This is a genomic window from Streptomyces tateyamensis, assembly GCF_003205575.1.
GTDB lineage: Bacteria > Actinomycetota > Actinomycetes > Streptomycetales > Streptomycetaceae > Kitasatospora > Kitasatospora tateyamensis.
Genome location: NZ_PYBW01000022.1, coordinates 15734 through 42187 on the forward strand (window position 1 = coordinate 15734; position 26454 = coordinate 42187).

Sequence of the window (26454 nt, forward strand, 5' to 3'; positions counted from 1 at the left end):
GGCATGGTGGTGTAGACCACTAGTGGATTTCCACCCGCTTAGGGTCACAATTGCGAACATGACCTCGACCCAACGCCCGCACCGGGTGGCGGTACTGGCCCTCGACCAGGTGATCGCGTTCGAACTGGGGATCCCGGCCCGGATCTTCGGCGGGGCGCGGGGACCGGACGGGGAGCAGCTGTACCGGGTGGACACCTGCACGGTGGACGGGCAGCCGGTGCCGACCAGCGCCGACTTCACGATCAGCGTCGCGCACGGACCGGAGCTGCTGGCGCTGGCCGACACCGTGGTGCTGCCGGCCGCCACCGCCCTGCACGAGCGGCTGGCCGACGGGCTGCCGGCACCGCTGGCCGCCGCCCTGGCGCTGATCCGGCCCGGCACCCGGCTGGTGTCGATCTGCACCGGCTCCTTCGTGCTGGCCGCGGCCGGCCTGCTGGACGGGCGCCCGGCCACCACCCACTGGGCCCACGCCGAGGCCTTCGCCGCCGCGTACCCGCGGATCCTGGTGGACCCGGACGCGCTCTACGTGGACGACGGTGACGTGCTCACCTCCGGCGGGGTGGCCGCCGGGGTGGACCTGTGCCTGCACCTGATCCGGCGCGACCACGGCGGCGCGGTGGCCAACCGGGTGGCCCGCCACTCGCTGGTGCCGCCGTGGCGCGAGGGCGGCCAGCGCCAGTACACCGAGCTGCAGGTGGCCGCCGCGCTCGATCCGGGCGGCTCCACCGGCCCGGTGCGCGCCTGGGCGCTGCAGCACCTGGACCAGCCGCTCACCCTGCCGATGCTGGCCGAGCGGGCCCGGATGAGCGTGCGCACCTTCACCCGGCGGTTCCGCGAGGAGACCGGCGCCAGCCCGGGCCAGTGGCTCACCCTGCAGCGCACCGAGCGGGCCCGGGAGCTGCTGGAGCGCACCGAGTTGAGCATCGACCAGGTGGCCCGCCAGGCCGGCTTCGGCACCGCGGCCTCGCTGCGGCTGCAGCTGCGCGGGCGGCTGGACCTGCCGCCGAGCGCCTACCGGCGCACCTTCCGCGCCGCGGGCTGACGGCACCGCGGCCTGACGACAGCACAGCAGGACGACGCCGCGAGCTGACGTCACGGCCGCCTGACGACAGCACGGCCTGACGATGCCTCAGTCTGACGACGCCACAGGTCGGCCGGAGAGCCCAAGCCCCCATCGGGAGCCGCAGAACGACGGCGGCCGCCCGGGCACCCCCGCCCGAGCAGCCGCCGGTACGGGCCCTGACCCGCACTCGGTCCCTCCGTGCTCGCCAAGGAACGGCCCAACCGGCCGTGCCGACACGGCAACGACGGTCCCCCGGGCCGCGAAGCCTTGGCGTCCCCTCACGACGGAGAGCTGACCCAAGCGTGATCACCTGGATACGTCACGTCAATGGCTTGTCCGAAATTCAGAACAGTTGCGTTGGCTTTCGGTCAATGAACTGTCCCATTCCGGACGTCCGTACACGGTCAAGTGTTTCGGATCCGCCCTCCCGGGGGGCCGGGCCACCGGACTCAGGGGGCGGCCAGCATTTCCGCTTCGACCGCCGACGAACCGTCAGCCGCGGGATCCGGGCCGGCCCCGCACCGTTCGATCTCGCACCAGACCAGTTTTCCCGACTCCTGCGGATACCAGCCCCACCGGTCGCACAGCAGCTCGACCAGCTCCAGGCCGCGCCCGTTGGTGGCATCGCCGGCCGCGTGGCGGGGCAGCGGCGGCGCCCCGCTGGCATCCACCACCTCCACCCGCACCGGGCCGCTGCGGGGCGGCAGGGCCAGGCGCAGCACCGCGGGGCACCCGGTGTGCACCACCGCGTTGGTGACCAGTTCGGAGACGACCAGCACCAGCGTCTCGGCGTAACCGGCCCGCGGGTCGGCCCCCGCCGCGAGCAGCCGGTCGCGCACCCATGTCCGGGCCCGGCCGACCTGGGCGGGGTCGGCAGCCACCGCGAGCTCTACCTGAAGCACCTGCACCGCTCCACCACCTGCATGACGAGCCACCGGTTCGACTGTCCATCACGTCGGCACGAATAGGGCCCAGGATGATCTGCGAGGACCTTGCCAACAAGCGCTTCCGGCATATTCCAGCGATCGGGGGACAACGCGCCGCATACTGTCCCGCTCGCTCTGCCGAGCCTCGCAACGACCTTCGCACCGCGTGACGAAACCTACCGCCCGAGCGGCGCCGACCGGCGGCGGGCACGCGGCCCGGCGGCGAGCAGCGTTCTTCCTACAATTCCCCTCCCGGGCCCGGGCACGCGCTATACCGTGAGCTTCATGACCGCCGCGGACTGGGACCAGCAGATGCGGTCGCGGCTGGCCCGCGGCGAGGAGAGCGCCCTGGGCGAGCTCTACGACCAGCTCTCGCCGCTGGTGCACGGCCTGGCCGGGCGGATCCTCGGGGACGAGGGGGCCGCCGCCCAGCTCACCCGCGAGGTCTTCGGCCACCTGTGGGAGCACCCGGACGAGTTCGACCCGGACGAGCGCTCGCTGCGCTCCTGGGTGGGCGAGCTGACCCACCGTCGGGCGGTGGACCGGCTGCGCCGGGCCGATCTGGGCCCGGAGGAGATCGACCGCCGCACCGCCGCCGCCCAGGCGCAGTACGTGGTGGCCGCGCTGCCGCCGGGGCTGCGGGAGACCCTGGAGACCACCTGGTACGACGGGCGGAGCTGCCAGGAGACCGCCCGCCGACTGGGCATCAGCGAGCAGGCGGTCCGTCAGCGCCTCCGGCTCGGCCTGCAACTGATCGCCTCAGAACTGGAGTTCGGCTCGTGACCGCCCCCAGCCGACGCACCGGCGGGTCGCCGGCCCCGGCCGCCCCGGGGGCGCCGACCACACCCGCCGCACCGGTCGCCCCCGAGCACGAGGCGCTGCGCGGGCTGCTCGGCGCCTGGGCGCTGCGCGCCTGCCGCCCCGATGAGGCGGCCGAGCTCGAGCGCCACCTGGCCGACTGCCCGGACTGCGCCGAGGAGGGCGAGCGGCTGCGCCGCGCGGCCGCCCGGCTGACCAAGGCCGACCCGCTGGACCAGCCGGACGGGCTGCGCCAGCAGGTGCTCGAGTTCTGCCTGGCCCGCCGGGCCCCGGAGCACCCGCTGCCGGTCTGGGCCGCGCCGTACGCCGCCGAGACCGCCCGGCTGGACGCGCTGCTGCGCGACCTGGGCCCGCAGGAGTGGCGCGAGCTGGCCGAACTGCCCTGGCACGGCGGCACCCTGCGACTGGACCCGGCCGAGGTGCTGTGCCACCTGGCCGCGGTGGACTCCCTCCTGGCCGCCCCGCTGGGCCTGCCCGACCCGCTGGCCGAACAGGACCGGGTGCCGCCGCAGGGCGGCGGGGCCCCGGTGCCGGAGCAGCCCCGCACCGCCGACGAGCTGCCTCCCCCAGCCCCCGGCCGGGGGTACCCCCATGCCAGGGTGCTTCAGCGCACCGAGCAGCTGATCCTGGACCAGGCCGGGGCCGACCCGCAGCAGGTCCGGCGGCGCTGGCGCGGCCAGAGCCAGGCGCTGCTGCGCGCGGTCGGGCCCGCGGCGGCCGGGCGCAGCGTGGACTACGGCTTCGCCTCGGTGCCGCTGCACGACGCCTTCGTGGACCGGGCCTTCGAGACCTGGATCCACGCCGAGGACGTGGCCCGCGCGGTGGACTACCCGTACGCGGTGCCCTCCTCGGGACACCTGCGGCAGATGGTCGACCTGGCGGTCCGGATGCTGCCGCTGGTACTGGCCGGGCAGCGGCAGGGCGCCGCGGCGGGCGCAGCCACCGGGGCCGCCGAGGTGCGGGTGCTGCGCCTGGTGATCGAGGGACCGGCCGCCGGGGAGTGGCTGGTGCCGCTGGACGGGACGGCCCCGCCCGGGCCGCCGGCCGAGTGGACGGTGCCGCCGGTGGCCGAACTGGTGATGGACGGGGTGGAGTTCTGCCAGCTGGCGGCGGCCCACCGGGATCCGGAGCAGCTGCCGGTGGGCCAGTACGGGGACCGGGCCTCGATCCGCGCCCTGCTGGCGGCGGTGCCGCTGCTCTCCCGGCCCTGACGGGCCGGCCGAGCCCCGCCGGTCGGACCGGTCAGGCGAAGACCACGGTCCGGGTGCCGTTGAGCAGCACCCGGTGCTCGCTGTGCCACTTGACCGCGCGGGCCAGCGCCTGGCACTCCACGTCCCGGCCGAGCGCGACCAGCTGGTCCGGGGTCACGTCGTGCTGCACCCGGGCCACCTCCTGCTCGATGATCGGGCCCTCGTCCAGGTCGGCGGTGACGTAGTGGGCGGTGGCGCCGATCAGCTTCACGCCGCGGGCGTGCGCCTGGTGGTACGGCTTGGCGCCCTTGAAGCTCGGCAGGAAGGAGTGGTGGATGTTGATCACCCGGCCGGACAGCGCCTTGCACAGGTCGTCCGAGAGCACCTGCATGTAGCGGGCCAGCACCACCAGTTCGACGCCCCGCGCCTCGACCAGGTCCAGCAGCTGCCGCTCGGCCTCGGTCTTGGTCTCCCGGGTGACCGGGATGTGCACGAAGGGGATCCCGTAGGAGCCGGTCAGCTCCTCGAAGGTGGTGTGGTTGGAGACCACGGCGGCGATCTCCACCGGCAGCGCACCGATCGAGGCGCGGAACAGCAGGTCGTTCAGGCAGTGGCCGAACTTGCTGACCATCAGCACGATCCGCATCTTCGTCTCGCCCGGGTGGAGCGCCCACTCCATCCCGAACGAGGAGCCGATCGCGGAGAAGGAGGCGCGCAGGCTCTCCACCGTCACCGGGTGCTCGGCGGAGAAGTGCACCCGCATGAAGAACAGCCCGCTGGCCCGGTCGCCGAACTGCTGGCTGTCGATGATGTTGCACCCGGTCATGAACAGGTAGCTGGACACCGCGTGCACGATCCCCTGCTTGTCCGGGCAGGACAGGGTGAGTACGTACTGGGTCGGTTCGCCCGGGCTCTGCTGCGACACGTTGACGGTCCCTAGGTCTGCGTGGGTTCTGCGTGGGTGTGGCCGGCCCAGCCTCGCACAAGGCCGGTCCCGGGTCGGGGGAGTCAGCCGATTCTGGTCAGGATCCGCAGGACCTCCAGCGAGCGCGGCGAAGTGTCCGGGTCCTCGCCGTCGTTGCGGGCGAGCAGTTCGTGGGCGGCGCGGGCGGCGGCCACCGCGGCGGGCCAGTCGGGGTGCCCGAGGTAGGCGGCGGCCGGGGCGTCGGCACCCACCTCGTGCAGGATGCGCAGCACCCGCAGCACGGCGGCGTCGACCAGGCCAGCCTCGGCGGCGTCGCGCAGGACGGTGCCGACGTACTTCTCGGCCGACCAGCGGTCCAGCCAGCTGTCCTCGACCAGCCGGTAGACGGCGTCGGTCACGTCGCCGTAGCCCTCCCGGCCGGCGACCCAGTACTCGTGCTGGAAGCCCGGGTCGGCGAGCATGTGCAGGGCGGAGCGGATCCGGGCGCGCCAGCGCCACCAGGGCAGATCGTTGAGCGGCATGCCGCCCATGGTGCTGGAGCGGCGCCCCTGGCGAGAAGGGTTTCCGGCCGAGCTGTTCGAAGATTCTGCGAGGAACGCCATGGCGAACGATCGTACGTCCCCCGACCGACACCATCTACACGCGTCCACATCCCGAGTTCATCCGGGGTTTGCCGAACCTTCCGTTGACCGCCCACCTGTGGAGTGAACCGGCGGTGAGTCTAGGTACCCGACCAATCTGCACATTGGGAGGACCGCCGAGATGACCGACGCACCTGGTGCGCCGCTCCGCCACCGTCGACCCCGGCTCGTCGGGCTGACCGGAGCCCTCCTCCTGGTCCCGGCCTTACTCGCCGCCAGCGGGTGCGGCGGCCCGGCGGCCGCCGCCGACCGCAACGACCTCACCGTACTGACCTTCGCCCCCTCCGGCACCGGGGCCAGCGACCGCCCCGGGATGACGGCGCTGGCCGACGCGATCGGCAAGACCGTGAACGCGCAGGGCGGCGTCTCCGGCCACCGGCTCAAGGTCGTGACCTGCAACGAGCACAACACCGCCGACGGTGCCGCCGCCTGCGCCCGGCAGGCCGTGACGGCCGGCGCGATCGCGGTGATCGGCTCCTACAGCCAGTTCGGCGACAGCTTCATGCCGGTCCTGGAGTCCGCCCGGATCCCCTACATCGGCGGCTACGGGCTCTCCGGCCCCGAGTTCACCAGCCCGCTCTCCTACCCGGTGGCCGGCGGCACCCCCGCGCTGATCGCGGGCAGCGGGCGCCAACTGGTCGGGGCCGGCTGCCGCACCGTCGCGGTGATCCGCCCCGACACCCCCGCCGGCGACACCCTGCTCGGCTCGCTGGCCGGGGCGCTCAACCCGGCCGGGATCAAGCTGGTGGACGTCCGGGCGCCGGAGAAGTCCACCGACTACACCGCCCAGGCCAAGGCCGCGATCGGCGACGACCGGCCGAACAACTGCGTGACCGACGCGCTCGGGCCGGTCCCGACCGTGAACCTGCTGGACGCGCTGCGCCGCCAGTCGCACAAGAACACCAAGCTGGCCTCGGTGATCGGCAGCTTCCAGCAGTCGGTGGTGGACTCCACCGGCGGCGACTCCGGCCCGCTGGGCGGGGCGTACGCGACGGGCTGGTTCCCGCCGGAGCTCTCGAAGGTCTGGGACCCGCTGCGGGCGACCGTGGCCTCGGCGGGCAGCGAGGACGTGTCGATCGACGTGTCGGACCCCGGCGTACAGACCACCTGGGTCGGCTACCAGGTCTTCCTCAAGGCGGTGCAGCGGCTGGGCAGCGGCGAGGTCACCACGCAGACGCTGCGCAAGCTACTGGACAGCGGGGACCAGATCGACACCGGTGGCGCGACCCCGCCGCTGAGCTGGGGCCTGACCTCGATGCTGGCCAGCGCGGACTCGCCGCGGCTGGTGAACACCTCGGTCACCTTCCAGCAGGTCCAGGGCGGTCAGCTGGTCGAGCAGCAGCCGGGCTTCGTGGACGTCCGCTGGGTGCTCACCGGGGGCAAGCCGCCGACCTCCTGAGCCGGCTGCGCACCGCCCGGCCGGGCCCGGACCCCTCGCGGGTCCGGGCCCGAGCCGTCAGAGCTGGGACTCGGAGAGGCTGGGCAGGGCCGCCTGGGTCGCGATCGCGTTCCACAGCGTGGCGGCCTGCTTCTTGGCGGTGCTGGCCTGGCCGCTGGCGGTGTCGCCGTCCTTGCGGTGCTGGTTGTCGCCCTGCTTGGCCGGGTCGCAGCCGCCCACCGCGTCGCCCGCCCAGGCCGCGTAGGCCTCGTCGGCGCTCTGCGAGGCCTGCCAGGCCTGGTTGAGCTGGTCCACCAGCTGCTGGCCGGTGGGCAGCTTGTCCACCTTGAGCGCGGCCAGCGAGGTCAGCAGTTGCTTGCGCTGCGCGGCCGCCTGGGTCAGCGCGGTCTGCGCGGCCGCCGGGTTGTCGCAGTTCTTGATCGCGCCGACCGCACCGATCACCGCCTGCCGGCTGCTGTTGGCGGTGCCCAGCAGGCTGGAGAGCGCGCCGGCCTGGGTCTGCGCCTCGGGGCTGAGCGCGGAGGCGCCGCCGCTCGCCCCGGTCGAGGGCGCCGTGCTGGTGGCGGGCGGCTTGGCCTGCTGCTTCTTCGGCTTCTGGTCGCCGCCCGAGTTGAGCACCCCGACCAGGATCGCGCCGACCACGCAGATGCCGACCAGCCCGCCGATCACCGCCTTGCGGGAGAGCCCGCCGGAGCTGCCGGAGCCGCCGGAGCCGGTCCGCCCGAGGCGGGTGGTCTGCTCGGCCGGGCCCGGCTGGTAGCCGGCGCCCTGCGGGCCGCCCTCGAAGGACTGCGGGCCGTCGAACGACTGCCGGCCGCCGTAGCTCGGCTGCTGGCCGGCGTAGCCCTGCTGCGGGCCCGCGAAGCCGGGCTGCTGCCCGCCGAACGACTGCTGGCCGCCGTAGCTCTCGAAGCCCTGCTGCTGCCCGGCGACGAAGGGCTGCTGCCCGCCGTAGCTCGGCTGCGGGTCGTTGCTGGGGTACGGCGGCAGGTACTGGGTCTCCGGGGCCTGCTGCACCGGCGCCTGGGCCGCGTAGGAGGCGGGCTGCTCGCCCCAGGCGGTGCCCTGCGGCACTGCGGGGCCGGCCGGGCCGCCCGGGTACTCCCGCCCGGCGCCCGGCTGCTCGCCGCCCTGCGGCGGCGGGCCGGGCTGCTGGCCGGGCGGACCCGACTGACCGGGCACCGGGGCGCCCTGGGCCGGCTCCGGCCGGAACAGGTCGTCCAGGTTGAAGTCACCGGAGTTGGGGTACGAGCGGCGCTGGCTCAACGCGATTCCTCACCTGTGCACGGGCACGGGCACACCGCCTGCGACGCCACCACGGCGGTCCGCAGATCGGACCGCCCGCGCTGTCTGAGCGGTGTGAGCACCCGGGCCTTCCTCGGTTCTTCCGCGCTGTCGGCGGACCACTTCTGCTGGAGTTCCTCGGAACCTCGCGCCCACGCTACCGGTTCACCGCTTCGGGTGACCACGTGGGCAGGCTTCCGATTCTGCTCAGCCACCGGGCCGCCGACAGACCGTCACGCCGCCTCCACCTCCGCCCGCTGCTGGAACTCGCGGACCACCTGCTGGTCGCGGAACGGCTCCAACCGGCGCCGGAAGTCGTCCAGGTACTCCATCCCGCGGTTCGAGCGCAGCCCGCCGAGCAGCCGCATCGCCTGGGTCCCGGTCTCGCAGGCCCGTTCGACCTCGCGCTGCTGGAGCTGCGCGGTGGCCAGCAGCACCAAGTCCACCGCCCGGCGGCGCACCCGGGTCGGCGGGTGCAGTTCGAGTGCGATCCGGGCCTGCCGCTCGGCCTGCTTGGCCTGCTCCAGGTCGCGGTAGCAGTGCGCCAACTCGTCGGCCAGGTAGGCCTCGTCGAAGTGCGCGATCCAGTCCGGGTCGTCCTCGGGGTTGCGCTGCTCCATCGCCGCCACCGCCCGGGCCGCCACCAGCTCGCAGGACCGGGAGTCGCCCAGCAGCGCGTGGCCGCGGGCCTCGGCTGCGTAGAACATCGCCATCGCGGTGGGGGTGGCCACCGAGCGGGCACCCTCCTGGGCGGCGCGCGCGAGTTGGGCGATCTCGCGCGGGTTGCCCAGGGTGGCCGCCAGGTGGCTCATCGAGGCGGCCAGCACGTAGCCGCCGTAGCCGCGGTCGTCGGCCGCCTGAGCCAGCCTCAGGGCCTGGATGTAGTACCGCTGGGCGAGCCCGGGCTGCCCGGTGTCGACCGCCATGTAGCCGGCCAGCTCGGTCAGCCGGGCCACCGCGCCGAAGAGCTGACGACCCGTCTCCTCCCGGTAGCCGCCACCGAGCAGGCCGGAGACCACGCTGTTCAGGTAGTGCACCACCACCGGGCGCACGTGCCCGCTGCCGAACCGGTGGTCGAGGTCGACCAGCATCTCGGTGGTGGCCCGGATCGCCGCCACGTCCGAGGGCCCGACCCGCGGGCCGCCGGCCCGGGCCACCACTGGGTCGGGCGGGGTGATCAGCCAGTCCCGGCTGGGTTCGACCAGGGCGGAGGCGGCCACCGTGGCGCCGCCCAGGAAGTCGCGCCGGCTGACGTCGCTGCGCCACAGCTCGCAGACCTGTTCGACCGCACCGGCCAGGGTGGCGGCGAACTGCAGGCCGACGCCGGAGGTGAGGTTCTTGCCGTCGGCCATGCCGATCTCGTCCACCGTGACGCCGCGGCCGAGCTTGCGGCCGAGCGCCTCGGCGATCACCTGGGGTGCCTGGCCGCGCGGTTGCTGGCCGCGCAGCCAGCGGGCGACCGAGGTCTTGTCATAGCGCAGGTCGAGTCCGTGTTCGGCGCCGCAGAGGTTGACCCGGCGGGCGAGTCCCGCGTTGGAGCAGCTCGCCTCCTGGATCAGCTGCTGCAGACGCTCGTTGGGCTGTCGTGCGACGAGTGGTCTCGCGGCCATGGGCTTCGCCTCCCCAGCGCCCCCGGGTTCCGGCCGGCGGGCGTCGACTCTGCTGCTCTGGTGTCGGCCGACGCGGGCGAGAGCTGCCCGACGGCGTGCCGACTACCCGGCCAGTGAAGGAACTTGAGGCCAGGTTAGCGATCAACGACACCATCGGGATACCCATGCGGACGACCTGTTTCCCATGCGCGCCCGGGCAAATGCTCCCGTGCGCCCCCGCTGCGCCCACCTGGCCACCCCCGGGCGAACGGCGTCCCAACGCCGCCCCAACGCCTGTCTGCGCGCCGAGTTGGCGCCATGGACCGCGCCATGGTTCGCCACCCCCGCAGGCGCTGGCCGACTTTACGCGCCGCCCGCGTTGATCACCGGTTCGAGTGACATTCCCGTCGTCCGGCCACCGCCCGTAACCGGGTCCTGGGCCGCTAGTTGAGCAGCACGTGGATGAGACCCCTGCAGCCCCGGAACCGGGCAGTGACGCCAGACCGACCTCCCCGCTGCTGATCGAGGCGGTGCGGTACGCGGAGGAGCGGCACTGGGAGGTCGTGCCGGGCACCCACTTGGTGGACGGGGACGGACCGGCCCGCTGCTCCTGCGGGGCGGCCGACTGCCCGCTGCCGGGCGCGCACCCGACCGCCGAGGACTGGCAGCGGCGGGCCAGCGCGGGGCCCGGCGTGGTGCGCCGCTGGTGGACCGAGAGCCCGCAGGCCGCGATCCTGCTGCCGGCCGGGCGCTCGTTCGACGCGCTGGACGTGCCCGAGCGGGCCGGCTGCCTGGCGCTGGCCCGGATGGAGCGGATGGAGCTGCAGCTGGGCCCGGTGCTGGAGACGCCGCCCGCCCCCGGCCAGCAGGGGCGGCGGCTGCTCTTCCTGGTACTGCCGGGGAGCCTGGCCAAGCTGCCGGAGATGCTGCGCAAGCTCGGCTGGGCGCCCGGGCGGCTCGACCTGACCGGCCGGGGCGAGGGCGACTGGATCGTCGCGCCGCCCTCGCGCAGCGGGCCGTACGGGTTCGCCCAGTGGGCCCGGCCGCCGTCCGCGCTCAACCGCTGGCTGCCGGACGCCGCGGAGCTGATCAACCCGCTTGCCTACGCCTGCGGCCGGGAGGCGCCCGCCGCACCGCGGCCGGTGGCGCTCGCCCCGGCCCAGCCGGCCCCGGTGCGCTGACCCGCCGTCAGGCCGGCGCACCGGCGAGGAGCGGACCCGGATCCCCGGGTCCGCTCCTCGGCATGACCGGGCGCATAAGAGACCGGTGTACCCGGTGCGCGGCAGGGGGTAAGCCGCTCGTTCGTGTGACAGTGCGAGGGGGTTGGGGCGAGGTGCCGAGGGGATGAATCACCGCGAGGCGCCGAGCTCACAAACTGCGACGAAAGGGGCATGCCGGGGGCCGATGACACACCGGGGGTCAGGGACGGGGGGACTGCCGGAGGGGACGCCTGGACGGGGAAGCCGGGCGGTGGCACCGGGAGGGATCGGGGGAACCGGGGGGTCGGGTCCGGCACGTGGGGACGTGCCGGGCCCGAAGCACGCCCCGCCGCGGTCAGAGCGGCTGCGCCACGAAGACGTGCGCGGCGATCTCCTTGCCCAGCTCCGCGGCCTGCTCGCCGACCCCGACCAGAACGCCGCCGACGGCCGGCGCGACCGTCACCGTGGCACCGGGGCGGATGCCGGCCCGGCGCAGGGTGCGCATCAGCTCCTCGTCGGTCTGGATCGGCTCGCCGATCCGGCGCACCACCACGTCGGCCCCGCCCGCGCCCGGGCGCAGCGCGTCCAGGCTGACCAGCGCGGCGTCGAAGCCCTCGCCCTCGGCCTTGGCGTCCCCGAGCTCGTCCAGGCCGGGGATCGGGTTGCCGTACGGCGACTGGGTCGGGTGGCCGAGCATGGCGAGCACCTTGCGCTCGACCGTCTCGCTCATCACGTGCTCCCAGCGGCAGGCCTCCTCGTGCACCTGCTCCCACTCCAGGCCGATCACGTCCACCAGCAGGCACTCGGCGATCCGGTGCTTGCGCATCACCCGCACCGCCAGCCGGCGGCCCTCGTCGGTGAGCTCCAGGTGGCGGTCGCCGGCCACCTGGAGCAGGCCGTCGCGCTCCATCCGGCCGACCGTCTGGCTGACCGTCGGACCGCTCTGCTCCAGCCGCTCGGCGATCCGGGCCCGCATCGGGACGATGCCCTCCTCCTCCAGCTCCAGAATGGTGCGAAGGTACATCTCAGTCGTATCGATCAGCCCAGACATCGCCGCCGGCTCCGTTCCTCGGTGTCCTCACCGCCAATTCTTGCGTACGCCGGTCCCAACCAAGCCCGCGCGCCGTCCCTTCCCGTCGGTTTCGTCCCTGTTGACAGCGATGGTGCGCAGGCAGAAGCCTGCTCGCCGTAGCTTTCTCCACTGGCCTAGAGGGAAGATCTCGATGAACGACCTGGTCGGGCAGTACTTCGACACCGCGGTGGACCACCTGCAGCGGATCCGCACCGAGGAGGCGCACGCGATCGAGCGGGCGGCCGAGCTGCTCGCCGAGGCGGTGGCCGAGAACCGCCGGATCTTCTCCTTCGGGGCCGGCCACTCCTCGCTGCCGGCCCAGGACGTGGTCTACCGGGCCGGCGGCCTGGTGGTCTTCAACCTGCTCAACGTGCCCGGGATGACCGGGGTGAACGTGATGCCGGCGCCGCTGGGCAGCGCGCTGGAGCGGGTCTCCGGGCTGGCCACCGCGACCCTGGACCTGACCCCGGCCACGGCCGGCGACCTGCTCTTCGTCATCTCGCTCTCCGGCCGCCAGGTGATGCCGGTGGAGCTGGCGATGCACGCGCGCTCGCGCGGGTTGCACGTGGTGGCGGTCACCTCGCTCGCCTACCCCGGGCAGGTGAGCTCGCAGCACCCGTCCGGCAGCTACCTGAAGGACCACTGCGACGTGGTGCTGGACAGCAAGATCGCGGTCGGCGACCACGAGCTGAGCCACCCGGGGGTGGAGACCGGCTTCGGCTCGGTCTCCACCCTGGTGACCAGCGCGCTGATGCAGGCGGTGGTGGCCAGTGCGGTGGGCAAGCTGGCCGACCGCGGCATCACGCCGCCGCTGTTCCGCTCGGGCAACGTGGACGGCGGCACCGACTGGAACGCCAAGCTGATGGCCGAGCACGCCGACCGGATCTACTACGCCTTCTGATCCACCATCGGGCGCAGGGAAGTTCAGCCTGGCGAAAAGGCGCGTCCGCACCCTGTGCCCGCCCCGGGCCAACGCTCATACTTCGAGCAGCGGACAGCACGCTCACGCGGGGGGCAGCAGATGGCGGGCGGCGGCGAACCGACCGATCCGGTCAGCGAGCAGCGGCTGCTGCCGGAGCTGTTCCGGCTGGCGGACGGCGCCTCGCTGCTCGGCCAGCGCCGCGCCGTCTCGCTGGTCCGCTGGGAGCTGGCGCTGCTGACCGGCGCGGCCGCCCTGGCCGCGCTGGGCCCGGCGGCCTGCTCCTGGGCGGCGGCGGCCGGCTACCTGGCGGCCGCGGTGCTGGCCGCGCTGCTCACCCGCCAGCAGCCGCAGGGCCTGTGGTACGAGGGCCGGGCGGCCGCCGAGTCGGTCAAGACGCTGGCCTGGAAGTACGCGGTGCGGGCCGACCAGGGCCGCCGGCCGCCGACCGGGCCGCCCGATGCGGAGCGCCTGTACCACCGTCAACTGGCCGATCTGCTCCGAGCGTTCCGGGACAGTCCGGTGCTGCCCGCGGACCCCGGGCAGCACACCGTGGTGACCGAGGCGATGCGCGAGCTGCGGGCCCAGCCGCTGGCCGTGCGGCGCGAGGTCTACCTGCGCGAGCGGGTGGAGGCCCAGCGGGCCTGGTACCGGGACAAGGCGGCGCACTGCGACCGGGCCGGCCGGCTGACCGACTGGCTGGGCGTGCTGCTGCCGGGCCTGGCGCTGCCCGGCGCCGTGCTGCGGGCGCTGGGGCTGCTCGGCCTGGAGCCGCTGGGCGCGCTGTCCGCGCTGGCCGCCTCGGTGATCGCCTGGAGCCAGCTGCGCCAGTACCGCCCGCTGGCCGCCGCCTACCGGCTGGCGGCCGAGGAGCTCGCCCTGGTCCGCGAACAGCTGGCCGGCCTGGACCCGGCCGCCAAGGGCTCCGAGGAGCTCTGGGCGCGCCTGGCCCGGGACGCCGAGGACGCCGTCTCACGCGAGCACACCACCTGGCAGGCCCGGCGGGAGGTGCGCGATCCGGGCGACTGAGGACCTGCACCCACGTCCGTGATCCCCCAGGCCATTGGAGGCCCCGCGTGCAGCCGCTCCCGGTCCACACCGACGACGGGCGAGTCCTGGCGGTGCAGAGCTTCGGAGATCCGGCCGGACGGCCGGTCTTCCTGATGCACGGCACCCCCGGCAGCCGGGTCGGCCCGCTGCCGCGCAGCACCGTGCTCTACCACCTGGGGGTCCACCTGATCTCCTTCGACCGTCCCGGCTACGGCAGTTCGGACCGGCTGCCGGGCCGTCAGGTGGCCGCCGCCGCGCTCGACGTGCGCACCATCGCCGACCGGCTGGGCCTGGACCGGTTCGCCGTGGTGGGCCGCTCCGGCGGCGGCCCGCACGCGCTGGCCTGCGCGGCGCTGCTGCCCGACCGGGTGCACCGGGTGGCCGCGCTGGTGAGCCTGGCCCCGCACGACGCGGAGGGGCTGGACTGGTACGCGGGGATGACCGCGTCCAACATCCGCGACTACCGGGCCGCCGAGCGCGGGCACCAGCGGATCGCCGCAGCGATGGAGCAGCGGGCCCGCCGGATCCGCGACGATCCGGCCACCCTGCTGGCCGGACTGCGCCGCGAGCTCTCCGGCACCGACCAACTGGTGGTCGCCGACAGCGAGTTCCGCCGGATGCTGCAGAGCAACTACCGCGAGGCGTTCCGGCGCAACGCGGACGGCTGGATCGACGACGTGCTGGCCTTCACCACCGACTGGGGGTTCCGCACCCAGGACGTGGGCACGCCCACCTGGATCTGGCACGGCGCGGACGACCAGTTCTCCCCCGTGGACCACTCGCGCTGGCTGGCCGCGCGCATCCCGGGCGCCACCTTCTTCCTGGAGCCCGGGGCCTCGCACTTCAACTCGTTCCGGGCGCTCACCCCCGCGCTGCGCTGGGCGGCGGGGGGCTGAGCCGGCCCGGGGTCAGACCGGCTGCGGCTCCAGGTCCCGGTTGATCCGCTTCCAGCCGCGGGCCGCGACCGTGTTCGGGTGCTCCTCGCCGAGCTGGCGGATGAACTCGGTCACCGCCTTGCTTCGCAGTTCGGCGGCCTGGTTGACCCGGCCCTGGGCGCGCAGGGTGACCGCCAGGTTGGCCTGGCAGACCACCGCGTCCGGGTGCCGGGCGCTGTACCGCCCGACCAGCCCGCGGTGCGCCGCCTGCTCCAGCGACTCGGCCTCGCCCAGGTGGCCGAGGTCGCCGTAGACGTTGGCCAGGTTGATCATCCCGTTCAGGGTGAACGGGTGGTCGGCGCCGAGCACCTGGTTCAGCGTGGCCACGGTGGTGCGGCCCAGCTCCAGCGCCTCCGTCAGGCCCTCGCTGCCGCGCAGGTAGATCACCAGGTTGTTGGCGCAGGCCAGGGTGAACGGGTGCGCGTGGCCGAACAACTGCTGGTGGCCGACGAAGACCTGCCGGGCCAGGTCGCGGGCGGCGTCCTTGTCGCCGCCCGCGCTGTAGTCGGCGGCCAGGTTGAGCGCGCAGGCCAGGGTGTCGGGGGCGTTCTCGCCGTACCGCTCCAGGTAGCGCTCGTAGGTCTCCTTGGTGAGCCGGCGCGCCTCGGCCTGCCGGCCGGACTTGCGCAGCGCCACCGCGAGCGCCTTGGCGTTGCGCAGGATCTCCGGGACGTCGATGTCCAGGGTCTCCGAGTAGGCCGCGTCGACTTCCTGATGGATCGTCACTGATCCCTCATAGTCGCCCTGTTCGCGCAGGTCGCGGGCGAGGTTGGACTTGCTGGACAGGGTGTAGGGGTGCTTGGGTCCGAGCACCATGGTGCGCCGGTCCAGGGTGTCCTGGTCCAGTTCCTGGGCCGCCTTGGAGTCGCCGACCAGGCGGAAGTCGATGGCCAGGTTGTTGGCGATGGACAGGGTGCGCGGGTGGTCCTCGCCGAACTGCTCGCGGAACCGCTCCAGGATCTCCCGGTCCAGCTCCAGGGCGCGGGCGAACTCGCCCAGCGCCCGCCGGTCGGCGCTCAGCGAGCCGGCCGTCATCAGGGTGTAGGGGTGGAACGGGCCGAGCACCCGGCGCTGGCGCTCCAGGGTGTCCTCGTCCAGCTCCATCGCGCTCGCGTACTGGCCCTGCGAGCGCATCACGTTGGCCAGTTGGAAGCGGAGCAGCAGGGTCTGCCGGTCGTCCTCGCCGAGCTTGGCGGTCCAGGCCTCGTCCAGCAGGTGGCCGATCCGGCGGGCCTGGGCGTACTCGCCGCGCTTCCACAGGTAGCGGACCCGGTCGATCATCAGCTGGCGGGTGTCCGGCTCGTCGCAGTCGTGTGCCCGGGACGGCGACAGGTGCGGCCAGATCTCCTCGAAGGAGGGCCAGTTGGCCGGGTCGTCGGTGTCGCCGACGACCGGGCGGGCGCCGATCAGGATCCGGTGCACCTCGTGGATCGTGGTCTCCCGGTCGTCCGGGGTCATCTCGGACCGGATCACCTCCTGGACCAGGCGGTGCACCTGGATCGAGTTGGCGCCCGCGTCCACCTTGGCCAGCGCGTACCGGCCGATCGCCTGGATCACCCGGCCGAGCAGGAACTTGTCGCTCAGCCCGGGGTCGTAGGGGGCCAGCGCCCGGATCATCTGGTCGCTGTAGAACAGGTTCATCGAGATCGGCTCGGGCGCGAAGTAGGCGCACAGCTGGAGCATCCGGGCGGCGGCCGGGGACTGCTCGCGCAGCCGGGCGATGGAGACCCGCCAGGTGGCGCCGACCGTCATCGGGTAGTCCACCGGGCGGTCCAGCTCCAGCACCCGGGCCGCCTCGTTGCGCAGCGCCGCGATGTACTCCGGAACCGGGGTGCCGGTGGCCTTGAGCCAGGCGCCGGCCACCTCCACCGCCAGCGGCAGGTCGCCGACCGCCTCGGCCACCGCGTCCGCGTCGCTGCGGCCCAGCGCGCCCGCGGTGCGCCGGGTCAGGTGGTCGATGCTCTCCGGGCGGGTGAAGACGTCCATCACCAGCGCCTCGGCGTGGGTGGACCAGGCCTGGTTGCGCGAGGTGACCAGGATGTGGCCGGTGCCGCCGGGGAAGTAGCGCCGGATCTCCGACGGTTCGTCGGCGTTGTCGAAGATCAGCAGCCAGCGCTTGGCCTTCTCGCCGCGGCGCAGCGCCTCCAGGGCCAGGTCGGCGGCGTGGGCGACCGGCTCGTTGGTGGAGCGGCCCAGCCGGCGGGCGAGTTCGGCCAGCTGGCCCTGGATCTCCTCCTCCTGCTCGGCGGAGATCCACCAGACCAGGTCGTAGTCGGCCATGAACCGGTGCGCGTACTCCAGCGCCACCTGGGTCTTGCCGACGCCGCCCAGCCCGTACAGGGTCTGCGGCACCGGCAGCACGGCGGTGGCGCCGCCGCCGAGCTGGTTGCGCAGCCGCTCCAGCACCTCGGCCCGGCCGGTGAAGTAGCTGTTGCGCGGCGGCACGTTCCAGACCTCCGGCTGGGTGCCGGGGAAGCGCGGGCCGCCTGCGGTGTCCACGCCCGGCACCTCCTCCCGGCCCAGCGCCTTGACCAGGGCGGCCAGCGCCTGCGGCTCCTTGAGGTTGACCAGGTCCACCGGGTTGCGGCTGCTGAACGGCGCGGCCAGCGGGGTGGCGCCGACCCGGACCGGGATCAGCTGGCGCCGGGTGCCGGACGGGTCGGAGCCGACCACCGACTCCCACAGTGCCCGGGCCTGCGGGGAGCGCAGGTAGGCGGGCGAGAGCACGGCGACGGTGCGGAAGGCGGCGTCCACCGAGCGCTCGGTCTCGACCCGGGTGTCGGCGCCCGCGCCGACGTCCCGGGGCAGCACCCGGAAACCCGCCGCGCCCAGCACGTACTCGATCCAGTCCGCCCACATCCGGTCCTCGGGCACGTAGCTGAGGTAGATGTCGGCGGGCACGGTGGCCCGGCGCCGGGTGAACGCCTCCACGTAGCGCAGCCGCACCTCCTCCTGCATCGGCGGCAGTGCGGAGATCCGGCCGCCGGTGAGCGCGTCGGTCAGCCGCTCGCAGGCGGAGAGCATGGTGGTCGGGGTGCCGGGCTGGTCGCCGAAGGTGGCCAGGATCTCCTCGTAGGCGTAGAACGGCCGGTAGGGGATCTCCACCGAGCCCCAGTAGTGCACCAGTTCCTCGCTGTTCAGACCCGAGGGCAGCCCCTCGAAGCGGATTCGGGCCAGCGCCCGCCCGGCGTCCGCCTTGTCCTTCTCGAAGTCGTCGATCCGCATCGGCACCGGCAGGATCCGGATCCCGCGGTCCCGGTAGCGGTCGGCGATGTGCTGGGCGATCCGGGAGGCGCCGTCGATCGACTGGTCGCTCAGCGTGAAGCAGACCACCAGGTCGTCGGGCATCTGCACGGTGCAGATCTCGGCGGTGTCGGACAAGCCGGTACGGCTGTCGATCAGCACGTAGTCGTAGCGCCGGCGCATGTCGGCCCGCAGCGCGTCGAAGAACTGGCCGCCGTCGAACCGCTCGTAGAACAGGTCCCAGTCCAGCGGGCCCAGGGTGCCGGAGTAGTCGCGGTCCTGGCGGCCGGCCGCCAGGAAGTCGATGCTGCCGCCGGCCGGGAAGCCGGACCAGGAGAGCGGCACCGCGTGCCCGGCCACCTTGGCGAAGTCCAGGTGCCAGCCGGGGTGGTGGCCGATCTCGCGCAGCTGCTCGGCGTACCGCTCGGGCTCCAGCAGCGCGTCGGCGTGCAGCTCGGTCTCCCGCAGCGCCTCCTCGCGGTAGTCGTTGATCAGCGTCATCACGCCCGGGGACTCGGCCAGCTCGACCGGGTCCAGGAACGGGTGGAAGAACTTGGCCAGGCCCGGCGCCTCCAGGTCCCAGTCCACGGTCAGCACCCGGTGGCCGTTGGCCGCCAGGATCCAGGCGGTGTTGGCCAGCGCCATGGTGCGCCCGGTGCCGCCCTTGTACGAGTAGAAGGTGACGATCCGGCCCTGCCGGTCCTCGTCCAGCGCGCTCGGTCCGGTGGCCGGCGGCGCGGGCCGCGGCCCGGACCGGCCCACCGCCCGCAGGTTGCGGGTCCGCTCAGAGCTCATCTTCTCCCCCACCCGTGCTGTCGTGGTCCTCGTGGTCGTCCCGGTCGTCGTACTCGTCCTCACCGCGGTGGTACCCGGCCGGCGGGCGCGGGGCCCCGAAGGCCTCGCGCAGCCGGGGCCGGTCGGCGCCGCGCCCGGGGGCCGGCCCGCTGCCCGGCGGCTGGTCGGAGCCGGGCGAGCGGGGCAGATGTCGCTCCTTGAAGGCCCGTTGGGCACGGATCGCGGCGTGCTGGAAGGCCAGGCCGAAGTCCCGGGCGGTCGGCACGCCCTCCGGGTCCTCGCCGTCGCCGGCCACCGCGCGGAACGAGGGGCGGCTGGACCGCCGGTGCAGGATCCGGTCGGTGAGCTCGGTCATCGTCCGGGTCTGCCCGGTGCACTGCGGGTCGTCCCGGTTCCACGGCTCGACCACGGTCACCCAGGCCGGGTTGCGCCGGGCGAACTCGCTGACCAGCGCGGCCCGCTGCGGGTCCTGCAGCACCCAGCGGTCCAGCAGCAGCACGCCCGGCCCCTGCGGGCGCTCCAGCTCCATCAGGTGCTCGGCCCTGGCGTCGAACTCGTGCACGGTGGGATTGAGGTCGCACTGGCGGGCCAGTTGGGCCGCCGTCTCCGCCAACGGGCTGTCGCCGCCACGGGTGTAGGGCTGCCAGTCGGTGCGGCGGGCGCCGTACCAGGCGGTGTCGCGGTGCTCGGGCACCTCGCTGTCCTTGAAGGCGAGCACCGCGATGGTCAGCTCGTCGGCCGGTGAACGCCCGGGGAAGGCCGAGGGGTTGGTGGTGAAGTCGACCGGCTCGACGACCGGGACCACGGTCTCCAGCGCCACCTCGACGATCCGGCGGGCCAGCTTGTACACGACCTTCTCGTACAGCCCGTGGTTGTGGCTCTGGGCCATCAGCGCGTACAGCCCGTCCTCGGTGTAGGCGCGCGGGAAGCTGGAGTGGTTGTACTGCACGGCGCTGGCCACCGGCGGCAGCGCCGCGTCCCGCATGCCGACCCAGAGCACCGGCACGATCGCGGTGTTGTGCGCCGCACCGCCGGGCGCGTTGGCGGCCCGCTGGGCGAAGGTGTACCACTCCTGCCCGCACGGCGTGGAGCGGAACAGCCGCGGGTGGTAGAGCGGCACGAAGACCCGGCAGGTGGCCAGCGCCTCGGAGATCTTCAACGCCCAGTTGTCGCCCTGGTGCATGGTCTCGTCCATGAACCCGACCGGCTCCGCGGTGGGCAGCGGGGTCAGCTGCAGCACCGCCTCGCACAGGTCCTCGTAGAACTGGCCGACCCGCAGGTTGGGGTTGCGCGAGCCCACCGAAGGCATGTGGGCGTAGGAGATGAAGAAGTGCGGCTTCGCCGAGGCCCTTCGCCCGCCGTCAGCGTCGTTCACGCAGCCTCCCCCGGCACGACCGGCTGATGCCCCCTCAGGGAGCGTCCCAGTGTAGGAAGAGCGGCTTCCCGGAGGGAATAGCGCCCGGCCCACCCTGATCATGCGTCAGGCCGGTGCCGACTGTCAGTGGTTCGGCCACACTCCGCGCGACGGCCCCTGGCGCCCGCGCAGCCAGGCGGTGGCCGCGTCCACCGCCGGGCGCAGCGGGAGCAGCAGCGCCGTGGTCCCGCCCACCGGCGCGGTCCGGACGCCCAGGCCCGGCAGGATGTCGGCCAGCATCGCCGGGAAGTGGGCGTCGTCCAGGTCCACGCCGTCGAAGCGGACCCAGCCGCGGCCGCCCACCACCGCGCCGTACCGTTTCTGCGGCGGCTCGGGCACCCGGTACTCGGCCAGGTGGAACGCGGTGCAGCTGGTCAGCGGGGCGCCCAGCAGCAGCACCCGGGCGCCGGCCCGGTAGAGCGCGCCCAGCGGCGAGCGCTCGCCCAGGTGGCAGTGGTACGGGTGGTCGGCCAGCAGTTGTCCGGCCAGCGGGCCGAGCGCGGCGAACGAGGTCTGCGGGTGCGCGCTGCGCCGGGCCCCGGGGGTGCGGCGCAGCTCCTCGGAGAGCCGGCCGACCGTGGTCGAGCAGGGGCTGGCGGCCGGGTCGAAGGGCGGCATCGCGGCCAGGTAGGCGGTGCGCTCGGCGGCGGACAGCCCGGCGGTGGCCTGCCGGTGCAGCCGCGAGGTGGCCGAGTTCTCCGGCGTCGCGGTGTACGCCACCAGGGTGCCGCCCGGGCCCAGCACCGAGCGCAGCGCGGCCAGCACGGCGGCCGAGCCGCCGGCCACCGGGCCCAACTCGCGCAGCCCGGCGTGCACCAGCAGCACCCCGGTGGTCGGGCCGAGGCCGAGCGCCCGCAGCTGGTCGGCCAGCTGGTCGCAGGTCAGCTCGACGACAGGGGCGGTGGTCATCAGGCTTCGACGGGCGCCAGCGGCGCGGCCGGCACGGGCAGCGGCGCGACGGCGGCGGCCGGCCCGCTTTCCGCCCCGGTGCCCGTCCCGCCGGCCAGCCCCGCCCCGACCCCGTGCACGAACCGCTCGCCGAGCGCGGTCAGCGAGCCGCTCGCCAGCAGCGTGCCCACCGCCCGCTCGGTGTCCGCGCGCCAGCGCGCCGCCTGTTCCCGGGCCTGCTCGGCGGGCTCCCCCGCCACCCCGTCGTACGCCCGCACCCGGCTGTCCCAGTACGCGCAGACCGCCAGGTGCGCGTAGGTGCCCTGGAGCAGCCCCTCCAGCGGGCGCGGGTCCGGGCGCCAGGGGGCCTCGAAGAGCCGCCGGTCGCTGGGGTCGAACAGGTCCCGGAAGTCCAGCACCGCGCCCAGCTTGACGTGCTGGAACTCGTGCACCAGCAGCAGCGCCAGGGTCGGCGCGGTGGCCGGGCGGGCGATGCCGACCGCGCCGAAGGCCTGCCGGGCGACCGAGCTGAGGTCGCGTCCGCCGGGCCCCGGGCGCAGCGGGGTCAGGGTGCTCAGCCCCGCCGCCAGACCCGGCGCGTAGTCGGGCAGGTCACGCTGGATCAGCTCCCAGGCCTCGCGCAGCGCGCCGGTCCAGTCGCCCAGCGCCGCCGCGGTGAGCCGCTGCTCGACCGGGTACTCGTGGCTGTCGCGCTGCGGGTCGGTGTCCTCCAGCGCGAGGGTCCAGCCGCCGGGCAGCTCGACCCGGCGCACCGGCAGCCAGCGCTCGCCGCCGGCCTGGTCGAAGGCGATCCGCTGCTCGCCGCCGCCCGCGGCGCGCACCGTGAACCCGTCCGGGCCGCCGCGCAGCACCGCCGGGCCGGCCCCGCCGACCAGCACCCGCCCCAGGGTGGGCAGCTGCACCGCGCCGCCGCGCACCGGCACGGTCACCTCGACCGGCCGACCGGCCCGCAGCCCGGCCGCGGCGGCGATCTCGGCCAGCCCGCCGAGATCGTCCCCCGGCTCGCCGCCGCGCAGTCGGCGCACCGCCCAGGCCCGCACGTACGGGTGCGCCAGCACCGCGTCCACCGCGGCCGGCGCGGCGGCGTCCAGCTCGGTGAGCAGCTCCCAGGCCTGGCCCGCACCGCGGCCGACCGCCGCCAGCAGCCGCCGGGTCAGGTCCAGCTGCTCGGCGGCCAGCGCCCGCACGGTGGCGCCGTCACCGTGGCCCCGGGCCAGTTGGTCGAGCTGCGCCCCGGTCAGGCCGCCATGCTGCTGCGCGGCGAGCGGTACGGCGGGGGCCACCCGGTCCCGGATGGTGGTGATCAGGCGCATGAGGTCTCCGCAGAAGACGGACGGGTTGTCGAAGCCGCTGCCGGTGCGCCAGCGGTGCGCGTAGAGGCCGCCGCCGCAGCTGCGCACCACCGGGCAGGCCCGGCACTGCGCGCTCAGGCCGGCCAGACCCTGTTGACGGGCCATCATGCCCGGGTGCCGGGCCACCTCGTCCAGACTGTTCGTGAAGAGGTCGAATCCGGTCGCCGGGGCACCGTCGTAGGCCGTTTTCAGGCTGTCCGCCTGCTCGAAACTGCCGTCCGTCTCGATCACCACCAGGTCGACCGGCTCCAGGCCGAGCGACTCGGTCAGGCCGCTCTGGCCGCGCAGGGTGCGGTGGACGGAGTCGAAGCTGCGCACCGGGACCGGGCGGCCGCGGGCCAGCCAGTGCTGGTGCGCGGTCAGCAGCCAGTCGCCGTAGGGGGTCGGGCCCAGCTCGGCGGGCCGCAGTGGCGGGGTGTCCCAGGTCGCGTGCGGGAGCAGGAAGTCGATCCGCGGCGGGTCCAGCGCGAGCAGCGCGTCCAGCACCGCGACCGGGTCGTTGCGCACGTCGATCGTGCAGAGCAGGCCGGCGAAGATCGGCCGGAACTCGTCGGTGTTCAGCAGCGCGGCGGCGCGCAGCACCGCCGGGTGGCTGCTGCGGCCGTCGGCGAACCGGCGGTGCCGGTCGTTGGCCGCCCGGTCGCCGTCCAGCGAGAGGCCGACCTTGATTCCCAGCTCGGCGAAGAGCTCGCAGAAGGCCCGGTCCAGCCGCACCCCGTTGGTGTGGATCCGCAGGTCGAGCGCGCAGTCGGCGGGCAGCTCGGCGCGCAGCAGCTCGGCGGCCCGGCGCAGCACGGCCGGGCCCGCCAGCAGCGGCTCGCCGCCGTGCAGCGCCACGTGCACCGCGGGCAGCCGGTGCGCGCGGGCGTGTTCGCCCAGGCGCTGCGCGGCCCGCTCCAGCACCCGCTGACCGATCACCCGGGGCCGACCGCGCCAACTGGTGTCGGCGTGCTCGTAGACGTAGCAGTGGTCGCAGGCCAGGTCGCACCGGCTGTGCACCTTGAGGACCAGCTGCGTCAACGGCACCATGGCGGAGGTCCGCTGGGCGGACGTCAGATCGCGGAGTTGAAGGCCGCCACCGGGACCCGGCCGGCCTGGGCGTCCGGCAGCGCGCGGTGCAGGGCACCGGTCAGCTCCTCGGCACTGAGTGCCGACAGCTCCCCGAGCGGCACCCGGACCGCCCGCGACTCGGTCTCGTCCACGGTCTTGACCTCCAGCACAGCGACCATTTTCAACGTCCTGTCAGAGGGATGCTTCAACCGCATCCGGTGTGGGTAGGAGCGCATCGGAGGCGTAGTCACGATGTCTCCGCCCAAGGTAGCCGTCCGACAGCGGGCGGCGCACGCTTCGCAGGTCGGAGCGTCGGCGCCCGGCGCGGCACCGCCGGGCCGTGAGCTGCTGGGATCCGCCGCAGTTGACGCAGCGTCCAGCACCCCGGCGGCGAAGTCCACTCCAACGGTGGAGCGCTCTACTCAACCGTTGGACGTACCGCCGCTCAGCTCGCGCCCGGGCGCGTCCAGCTCAGGGGCAGAGCCGCTCGACCGTCCAGCCGTCCGCCGCGGCGGTGTAGCGCAGCCGGTCGTGCAGCCGGTTGGGCCGCCCCTGCCAGAACTCCACGGTCTGCGGGACCACTCGGAAGCCGCCCCAGAACGGCGGGACCGGCACCCCCTCGCCCTCGGGGTAGCGCGACTCCAGCTCGGCGAACCGCTGCTCCAGCACCTCGCGCGAGGCCACCGGGCTGGACTGCTCGCTGGCCCAGGCGCCCAGCTGCGAGCCGTGCGGGCGGGTCCGGAAGTAGGCGGCGGTCTCGTCCCGGCCGGTCCGCTCCACCGCGCCGGAGACGATCACCTGGCGGTCGATCGAGTGCCAGGGGAAGAGCAGCGAGGCGAACGGGTTGGCACCGAGCTCGGTGCCTTTGCGCGAGCCGTAGTTGGTGAAGAAGACGAAACCGCGCTGGTCGTAGCCCTTGAGCAGGACGGTGCGCGAGCTGGGCCGGCCCGCAGCGTCGGCGGTGGAGAGCACCATCGCGTTCGGCTCCAGGAACCCGGCCCGCTCGGCCTGGCCGAACCAGCGGGTGAACTGCGTCACCGGGTCGGGGGCCAGGTCGGCCTCGGTGATGCCCTCCTCGGCGTACTGACGGCGCATCCGGGCGAGGTTGGGGACCGAAGTCTGCGGCGCGGGCTGGGCGCTTTCCGGGGTCTGCACGCCAACATCATCCCGTACGACAAGCGGGGAGCCACGCTCCGCCTATGGAATCTCGACATCAAGAGATATGGTGGCTCGCCACCGCTTCGACGCTCGCGGACCGGAACAATGTCCGGTAGTGGCCGGTTGATGCCGGAAGATCCCCGGTGCGGAACCGGGTACAGCGTGATCTCGGGCGGCCTTTGGGAAACATCACCGCAGTGGTGTATGGCGCAATGCACCCAGTGCCTGCCACTCTGGCACCGAGTGCCAAACACCAAACGGTCACTGGTCCGCCGCCCCACCACGGCAGCGGGCCGTCACGTCACTGAGGAGCCGCGTGATGTCCGATTTCGTACCCGGGCTTGAGGGAGTAGTCGCCTTCGAGAGCGAGATCGCCGAGCCCGACCGAGAGGGCGGCGCGCTGCGCTACCGCGGTGTGGACATCGACGAGCTGGTCGGCCAGGTCTCCTTCGGTCACGTCTGGGGCCTGCTGGTGGACGGCAAGTTCAACCCCGGCCTGCCGGCCGCCGAGCCGTTCCCGATCCCGGTGCACTCCGGTGACATCCGGGTCGACGTGCAGTCCGCGCTCGCCATGCTCGCCCCGGTCTGGGGCCTCAAGCCGCTGCTCGACATCTCCGCCGAGCAGGCCCGCGACGACCTGGCCCGGGCCGCCGTGATGGCGCTGTCCTACGTGGCCCAGTCGGCCCGCGGCCAGGGCCTGCCGATGGTCCCGCAGAGCGAGATCGACAAGGCCGAGACCGTGGTCGAGCGCTTCATGATCCGCTGGCGCGGCGAGCCGGACCCCAAGCACGTCAAGGCGATCGACGCCTACTGGACGTCGGCGGCCGAGCACGGCATGAACGCCTCCACCTTCACCGCCCGGGTGATCGCCTCCACCGGCGCCGACGTGGCCGCGGCCCTGTCCGGCGCGGTCGGCGCGATGTCGGGCCCGCTGCACGGCGGCGCCCCCTCCCGCGTGCTCGGCATGATCGAGGAGATCGAGCGCACCGGCGACGCCGCGAAGTGGGTCAAGAACGCGCTGGACAAGGGCGAGCGCCTGATGGGCTTCGGCCACCGCGTCTACCGCGCCGAGGACCCGCGCGCCCGCGTGCTGCGCCGCACCGCCAAGGAGCTCGGCGCCCCGCGCTTCGAGATCGCCGAGGCGCTGGAGAAGGCCGCGCTGGAGGAGCTGCACAACCGCCGCCCCGACCGGGTGCTCGCCACCAACGTCGAGTTCTGGGCCGCGATCATGCTGGACTTCGCCGAGGTCCCCGCGCACATGTTCACCTCGATGTTCACCTGCGCCCGCACCGCCGGCTGGTCCGCACACATCCTGGAGCAGAAGCGCACCGGCCGCCTGGTCCGCCCGGCCGCCCGCTACATCGGCCCCGGCCCGCGCAGCCCGCGCGAGGTCGAGGGGTACGAGGCGATCGCCCACTGACGCCGCCGGGTCGGACCCCGCCCGGTGCCGAAGGGTTTCTGGGCGGCGGTCCCTGACCAGCCGTGAGGTCCGGCCGCCGAAGATCACATCTCAGCGGCCGGA

General features: G+C 74.0%; 21 protein-coding genes. 9 read left to right on the forward strand and 12 right to left on the reverse strand.

Annotated features, from left to right (window positions below):
* Nucleotides 1-58: 58 nt before the first annotated feature.
* Entirely contained in the window at nt 59-1042 is a 984-nt protein-coding gene (locus tag C7C46_RS06315) for a GlxA family transcriptional regulator (protein ID WP_110666603.1), read from the forward strand.
* A gap of 470 nt (nt 1043-1512) precedes the next feature.
* On the opposite strand, the gene C7C46_RS06320 is transcribed toward C7C46_RS06315, so the two are convergent.
* Nucleotides 1513-1971 (reverse strand): ATP-binding protein, encoded by a 459-nt coding sequence (locus C7C46_RS06320; RefSeq protein WP_110666605.1) that lies wholly within the window; start codon nt 1969-1971, stop codon nt 1513-1515.
* 303 nt (nt 1972-2274) lie between these two features.
* Between C7C46_RS06320 and C7C46_RS06325 the strand changes: the two genes are divergently transcribed.
* Nucleotides 2275-2772, forward strand: a complete 498-nt coding sequence (locus C7C46_RS06325) for an RNA polymerase sigma factor (protein WP_110666607.1) — start codon at nt 2275-2277, stop codon at nt 2770-2772.
* Nucleotides 2769-4019 carry an anti-sigma factor family protein gene (locus tag C7C46_RS06330; RefSeq protein WP_110666609.1) on the forward strand — a complete coding sequence of 417 codons (1251 nt, stop codon included), beginning with the start codon at nt 2769-2771 and terminating at the stop codon, nt 4017-4019. The genes C7C46_RS06325 and C7C46_RS06330 overlap by 4 nt, the downstream gene beginning before the upstream one ends.
* A gap of 31 nt (nt 4020-4050) precedes the next feature.
* On the opposite strand, the gene purU is transcribed toward C7C46_RS06330, so the two are convergent.
* Both purU and C7C46_RS06340 read right to left on the reverse strand, forming a co-directional pair.
* On the reverse strand, nt 4051-4923 hold the full coding sequence (purU, locus tag C7C46_RS06335) for a formyltetrahydrofolate deformylase (RefSeq protein ID WP_110666611.1): 873 nt from the start codon (nt 4921-4923) through the stop codon (nt 4051-4053).
* Between the two features lie 83 nt (nt 4924-5006).
* Nucleotides 5007-5525: an SCO4402 family protein gene (locus tag C7C46_RS06340; protein ID WP_110666613.1), complete on the reverse strand. Its 519-nt coding sequence runs from the start codon at nt 5523-5525 to the stop codon at nt 5007-5009.
* Between the two features lie 160 nt (nt 5526-5685).
* Between C7C46_RS06340 and C7C46_RS06345 the strand changes: the two genes are divergently transcribed.
* The gene (locus C7C46_RS06345) at nt 5686-6963 is read left to right on the forward strand and encodes an ABC transporter substrate-binding protein (protein ID WP_110666616.1); all 1278 of its coding nucleotides are present in this window, start codon (nt 5686-5688) and stop codon (nt 6961-6963) included.
* Nucleotides 6964-7020: 57 nt separating this feature from the next.
* On the opposite strand, the gene C7C46_RS06350 is transcribed toward C7C46_RS06345, so the two are convergent.
* Together C7C46_RS06350 and C7C46_RS06355 are read right to left on the reverse strand one after the other, a co-directional pair.
* Nucleotides 7021-8229 (reverse strand): hypothetical protein, encoded by a 1209-nt coding sequence (locus C7C46_RS06350; protein WP_110666618.1) that lies wholly within the window; start codon nt 8227-8229, stop codon nt 7021-7023.
* A 251-nt stretch (nt 8230-8480) separates the two neighbouring features.
* Nucleotides 8481-9857, reverse strand: a complete 1377-nt coding sequence (locus C7C46_RS06355) for an NsdA family TPR-like regulatory protein (protein ID WP_110666620.1) — start codon at nt 9855-9857, stop codon at nt 8481-8483.
* Nucleotides 9858-10294: 437 nt separating this feature from the next.
* On the opposite strand from C7C46_RS06355, the gene C7C46_RS06360 reads away from it, so the two are divergent.
* A complete protein-coding gene (locus C7C46_RS06360; RefSeq protein WP_110666622.1) occupies nt 10295-11017 on the forward strand; it encodes a bifunctional DNA primase/polymerase in 723 nt (240 codons plus the stop codon).
* Between the two features lie 373 nt (nt 11018-11390).
* Here C7C46_RS06360 and C7C46_RS06365 read toward each other — a convergent pair whose 3' ends face one another.
* Nucleotides 11391-12086 (reverse strand): iron-dependent transcriptional repressor DtxR, encoded by a 696-nt coding sequence (locus C7C46_RS06365; RefSeq protein WP_110666625.1) that lies wholly within the window; start codon nt 12084-12086, stop codon nt 11391-11393.
* Nucleotides 12087-12258: 172 nt separating this feature from the next.
* On the opposite strand from C7C46_RS06365, the gene C7C46_RS06370 reads away from it, so the two are divergent.
* The 3 genes from C7C46_RS06370 (at nt 12259) to C7C46_RS06380 (ending at nt 14972) form a co-directional block, all read left to right on the forward strand.
* Nucleotides 12259-13008, forward strand: a complete 750-nt coding sequence (locus C7C46_RS06370; RefSeq protein ID WP_110666627.1) for an SIS domain-containing protein — start codon at nt 12259-12261, stop codon at nt 13006-13008.
* A 120-nt stretch (nt 13009-13128) separates the two neighbouring features.
* On the forward strand, nt 13129-14055 hold the full coding sequence (locus tag C7C46_RS06375; protein WP_110666629.1) for a DUF4231 domain-containing protein: 927 nt from the start codon (nt 13129-13131) through the stop codon (nt 14053-14055).
* Between the two features lie 47 nt (nt 14056-14102).
* Nucleotides 14103-14972 carry an alpha/beta fold hydrolase gene (locus C7C46_RS06380; protein WP_245984238.1) on the forward strand — a complete coding sequence of 290 codons (870 nt, stop codon included), beginning with the start codon at nt 14103-14105 and terminating at the stop codon, nt 14970-14972.
* 12 nt (nt 14973-14984) lie between these two features.
* Here the strand turns inward: C7C46_RS06380 and fxsT are convergent, their stop codons facing one another.
* From fxsT to pdxH, 6 genes are all read right to left on the reverse strand, one after another.
* Nucleotides 14985-18965, reverse strand: a complete 3981-nt coding sequence (fxsT, locus tag C7C46_RS06385) for an FxSxx-COOH system tetratricopeptide repeat protein (RefSeq protein ID WP_484421941.1) — start codon at nt 18963-18965, stop codon at nt 14985-14987.
* Nucleotides 18966-19038: 73 nt separating this feature from the next.
* A complete protein-coding gene (locus tag C7C46_RS06390) occupies nt 19039-20424 on the reverse strand; it encodes a TIR-like protein FxsC (RefSeq protein ID WP_181442221.1) in 1386 nt (461 codons plus the stop codon).
* A gap of 123 nt (nt 20425-20547) precedes the next feature.
* Entirely contained in the window at nt 20548-21372 is an 825-nt protein-coding gene (locus tag C7C46_RS06395; RefSeq protein ID WP_110666635.1) for an AAC(3) family N-acetyltransferase, read from the reverse strand.
* Nucleotides 21372-23753, reverse strand: a complete 2382-nt coding sequence (locus C7C46_RS06400) for an FxsB family cyclophane-forming radical SAM/SPASM peptide maturase (protein WP_110666637.1) — start codon at nt 23751-23753, stop codon at nt 21372-21374. The genes C7C46_RS06395 and C7C46_RS06400 overlap by 1 nt, the downstream gene beginning before the upstream one ends.
* A 23-nt stretch (nt 23754-23776) precedes the next feature.
* Complete coding sequence (fxsA, locus tag C7C46_RS06405) at nt 23777-23953, reverse strand: FxSxx-COOH cyclophane-containing RiPP peptide (RefSeq protein ID WP_181442222.1); 177 nt, start codon at nt 23951-23953, stop codon at nt 23777-23779.
* Nucleotides 23954-24245: 292 nt separating this feature from the next.
* Entirely contained in the window at nt 24246-24869 is a 624-nt protein-coding gene (gene pdxH, locus C7C46_RS06410) for a pyridoxamine 5'-phosphate oxidase (RefSeq protein WP_110666842.1), read from the reverse strand.
* Nucleotides 24870-25251: 382 nt separating this feature from the next.
* Between pdxH and C7C46_RS06415 the strand changes: the two genes are divergently transcribed.
* Nucleotides 25252-26352 carry a citrate synthase 2 gene (locus tag C7C46_RS06415; protein WP_110666641.1) on the forward strand — a complete coding sequence of 367 codons (1101 nt, stop codon included), beginning with the start codon at nt 25252-25254 and terminating at the stop codon, nt 26350-26352.
* Nucleotides 26353-26454 lie beyond the last annotated feature (102 nt).

Excerpts from the sequence above, each read along its gene's own strand:
- C7C46_RS06345 (WP_110666616.1), top strand. The coding sequence starts at position 5,686 with ATGACCGACGCACCTGGTGCGCCGCTCCGCCACCGTCGACCCCGGCTC.
- C7C46_RS06355 (WP_110666620.1), bottom strand. The coding sequence starts at position 9,857 with ATGGCCGCGAGACCACTCGTCGCACGACAGCCCAACGAGCGTCTGCAG.
- C7C46_RS06365 (WP_110666625.1), bottom strand. The coding sequence starts at position 12,086 with ATGTCTGGGCTGATCGATACGACTGAGATGTACCTTCGCACCATTCTG.
- fxsA (WP_181442222.1), bottom strand. The coding sequence starts at position 23,953 with ATGGTCGCTGTGCTGGAGGTCAAGACCGTGGACGAGACCGAGTCGCGG.
- C7C46_RS06400 (WP_110666637.1), bottom strand. The coding sequence starts at position 23,753 with ATGGTGCCGTTGACGCAGCTGGTCCTCAAGGTGCACAGCCGGTGCGAC.
- C7C46_RS06415 (WP_110666641.1), top strand. The coding sequence starts at position 25,252 with ATGTCCGATTTCGTACCCGGGCTTGAGGGAGTAGTCGCCTTCGAGAGC.
- pdxH (WP_110666842.1), bottom strand. The coding sequence starts at position 24,869 with ATGCGCCGTCAGTACGCCGAGGAGGGCATCACCGAGGCCGACCTGGCC.
- C7C46_RS06375 (WP_110666629.1), top strand. The coding sequence starts at position 13,129 with ATGGCGGGCGGCGGCGAACCGACCGATCCGGTCAGCGAGCAGCGGCTG.
- C7C46_RS06370 (WP_110666627.1), top strand. The coding sequence starts at position 12,259 with ATGAACGACCTGGTCGGGCAGTACTTCGACACCGCGGTGGACCACCTG.
- C7C46_RS06395 (WP_110666635.1), bottom strand. The coding sequence starts at position 21,372 with ATGACCACCGCCCCTGTCGTCGAGCTGACCTGCGACCAGCTGGCCGAC.
- C7C46_RS06325 (WP_110666607.1), top strand. The coding sequence starts at position 2,275 with ATGACCGCCGCGGACTGGGACCAGCAGATGCGGTCGCGGCTGGCCCGC.
- C7C46_RS06340 (WP_110666613.1), bottom strand. The coding sequence starts at position 5,525 with ATGGCGTTCCTCGCAGAATCTTCGAACAGCTCGGCCGGAAACCCTTCT.
- C7C46_RS06315 (WP_110666603.1), top strand. The coding sequence starts at position 59 with ATGACCTCGACCCAACGCCCGCACCGGGTGGCGGTACTGGCCCTCGAC.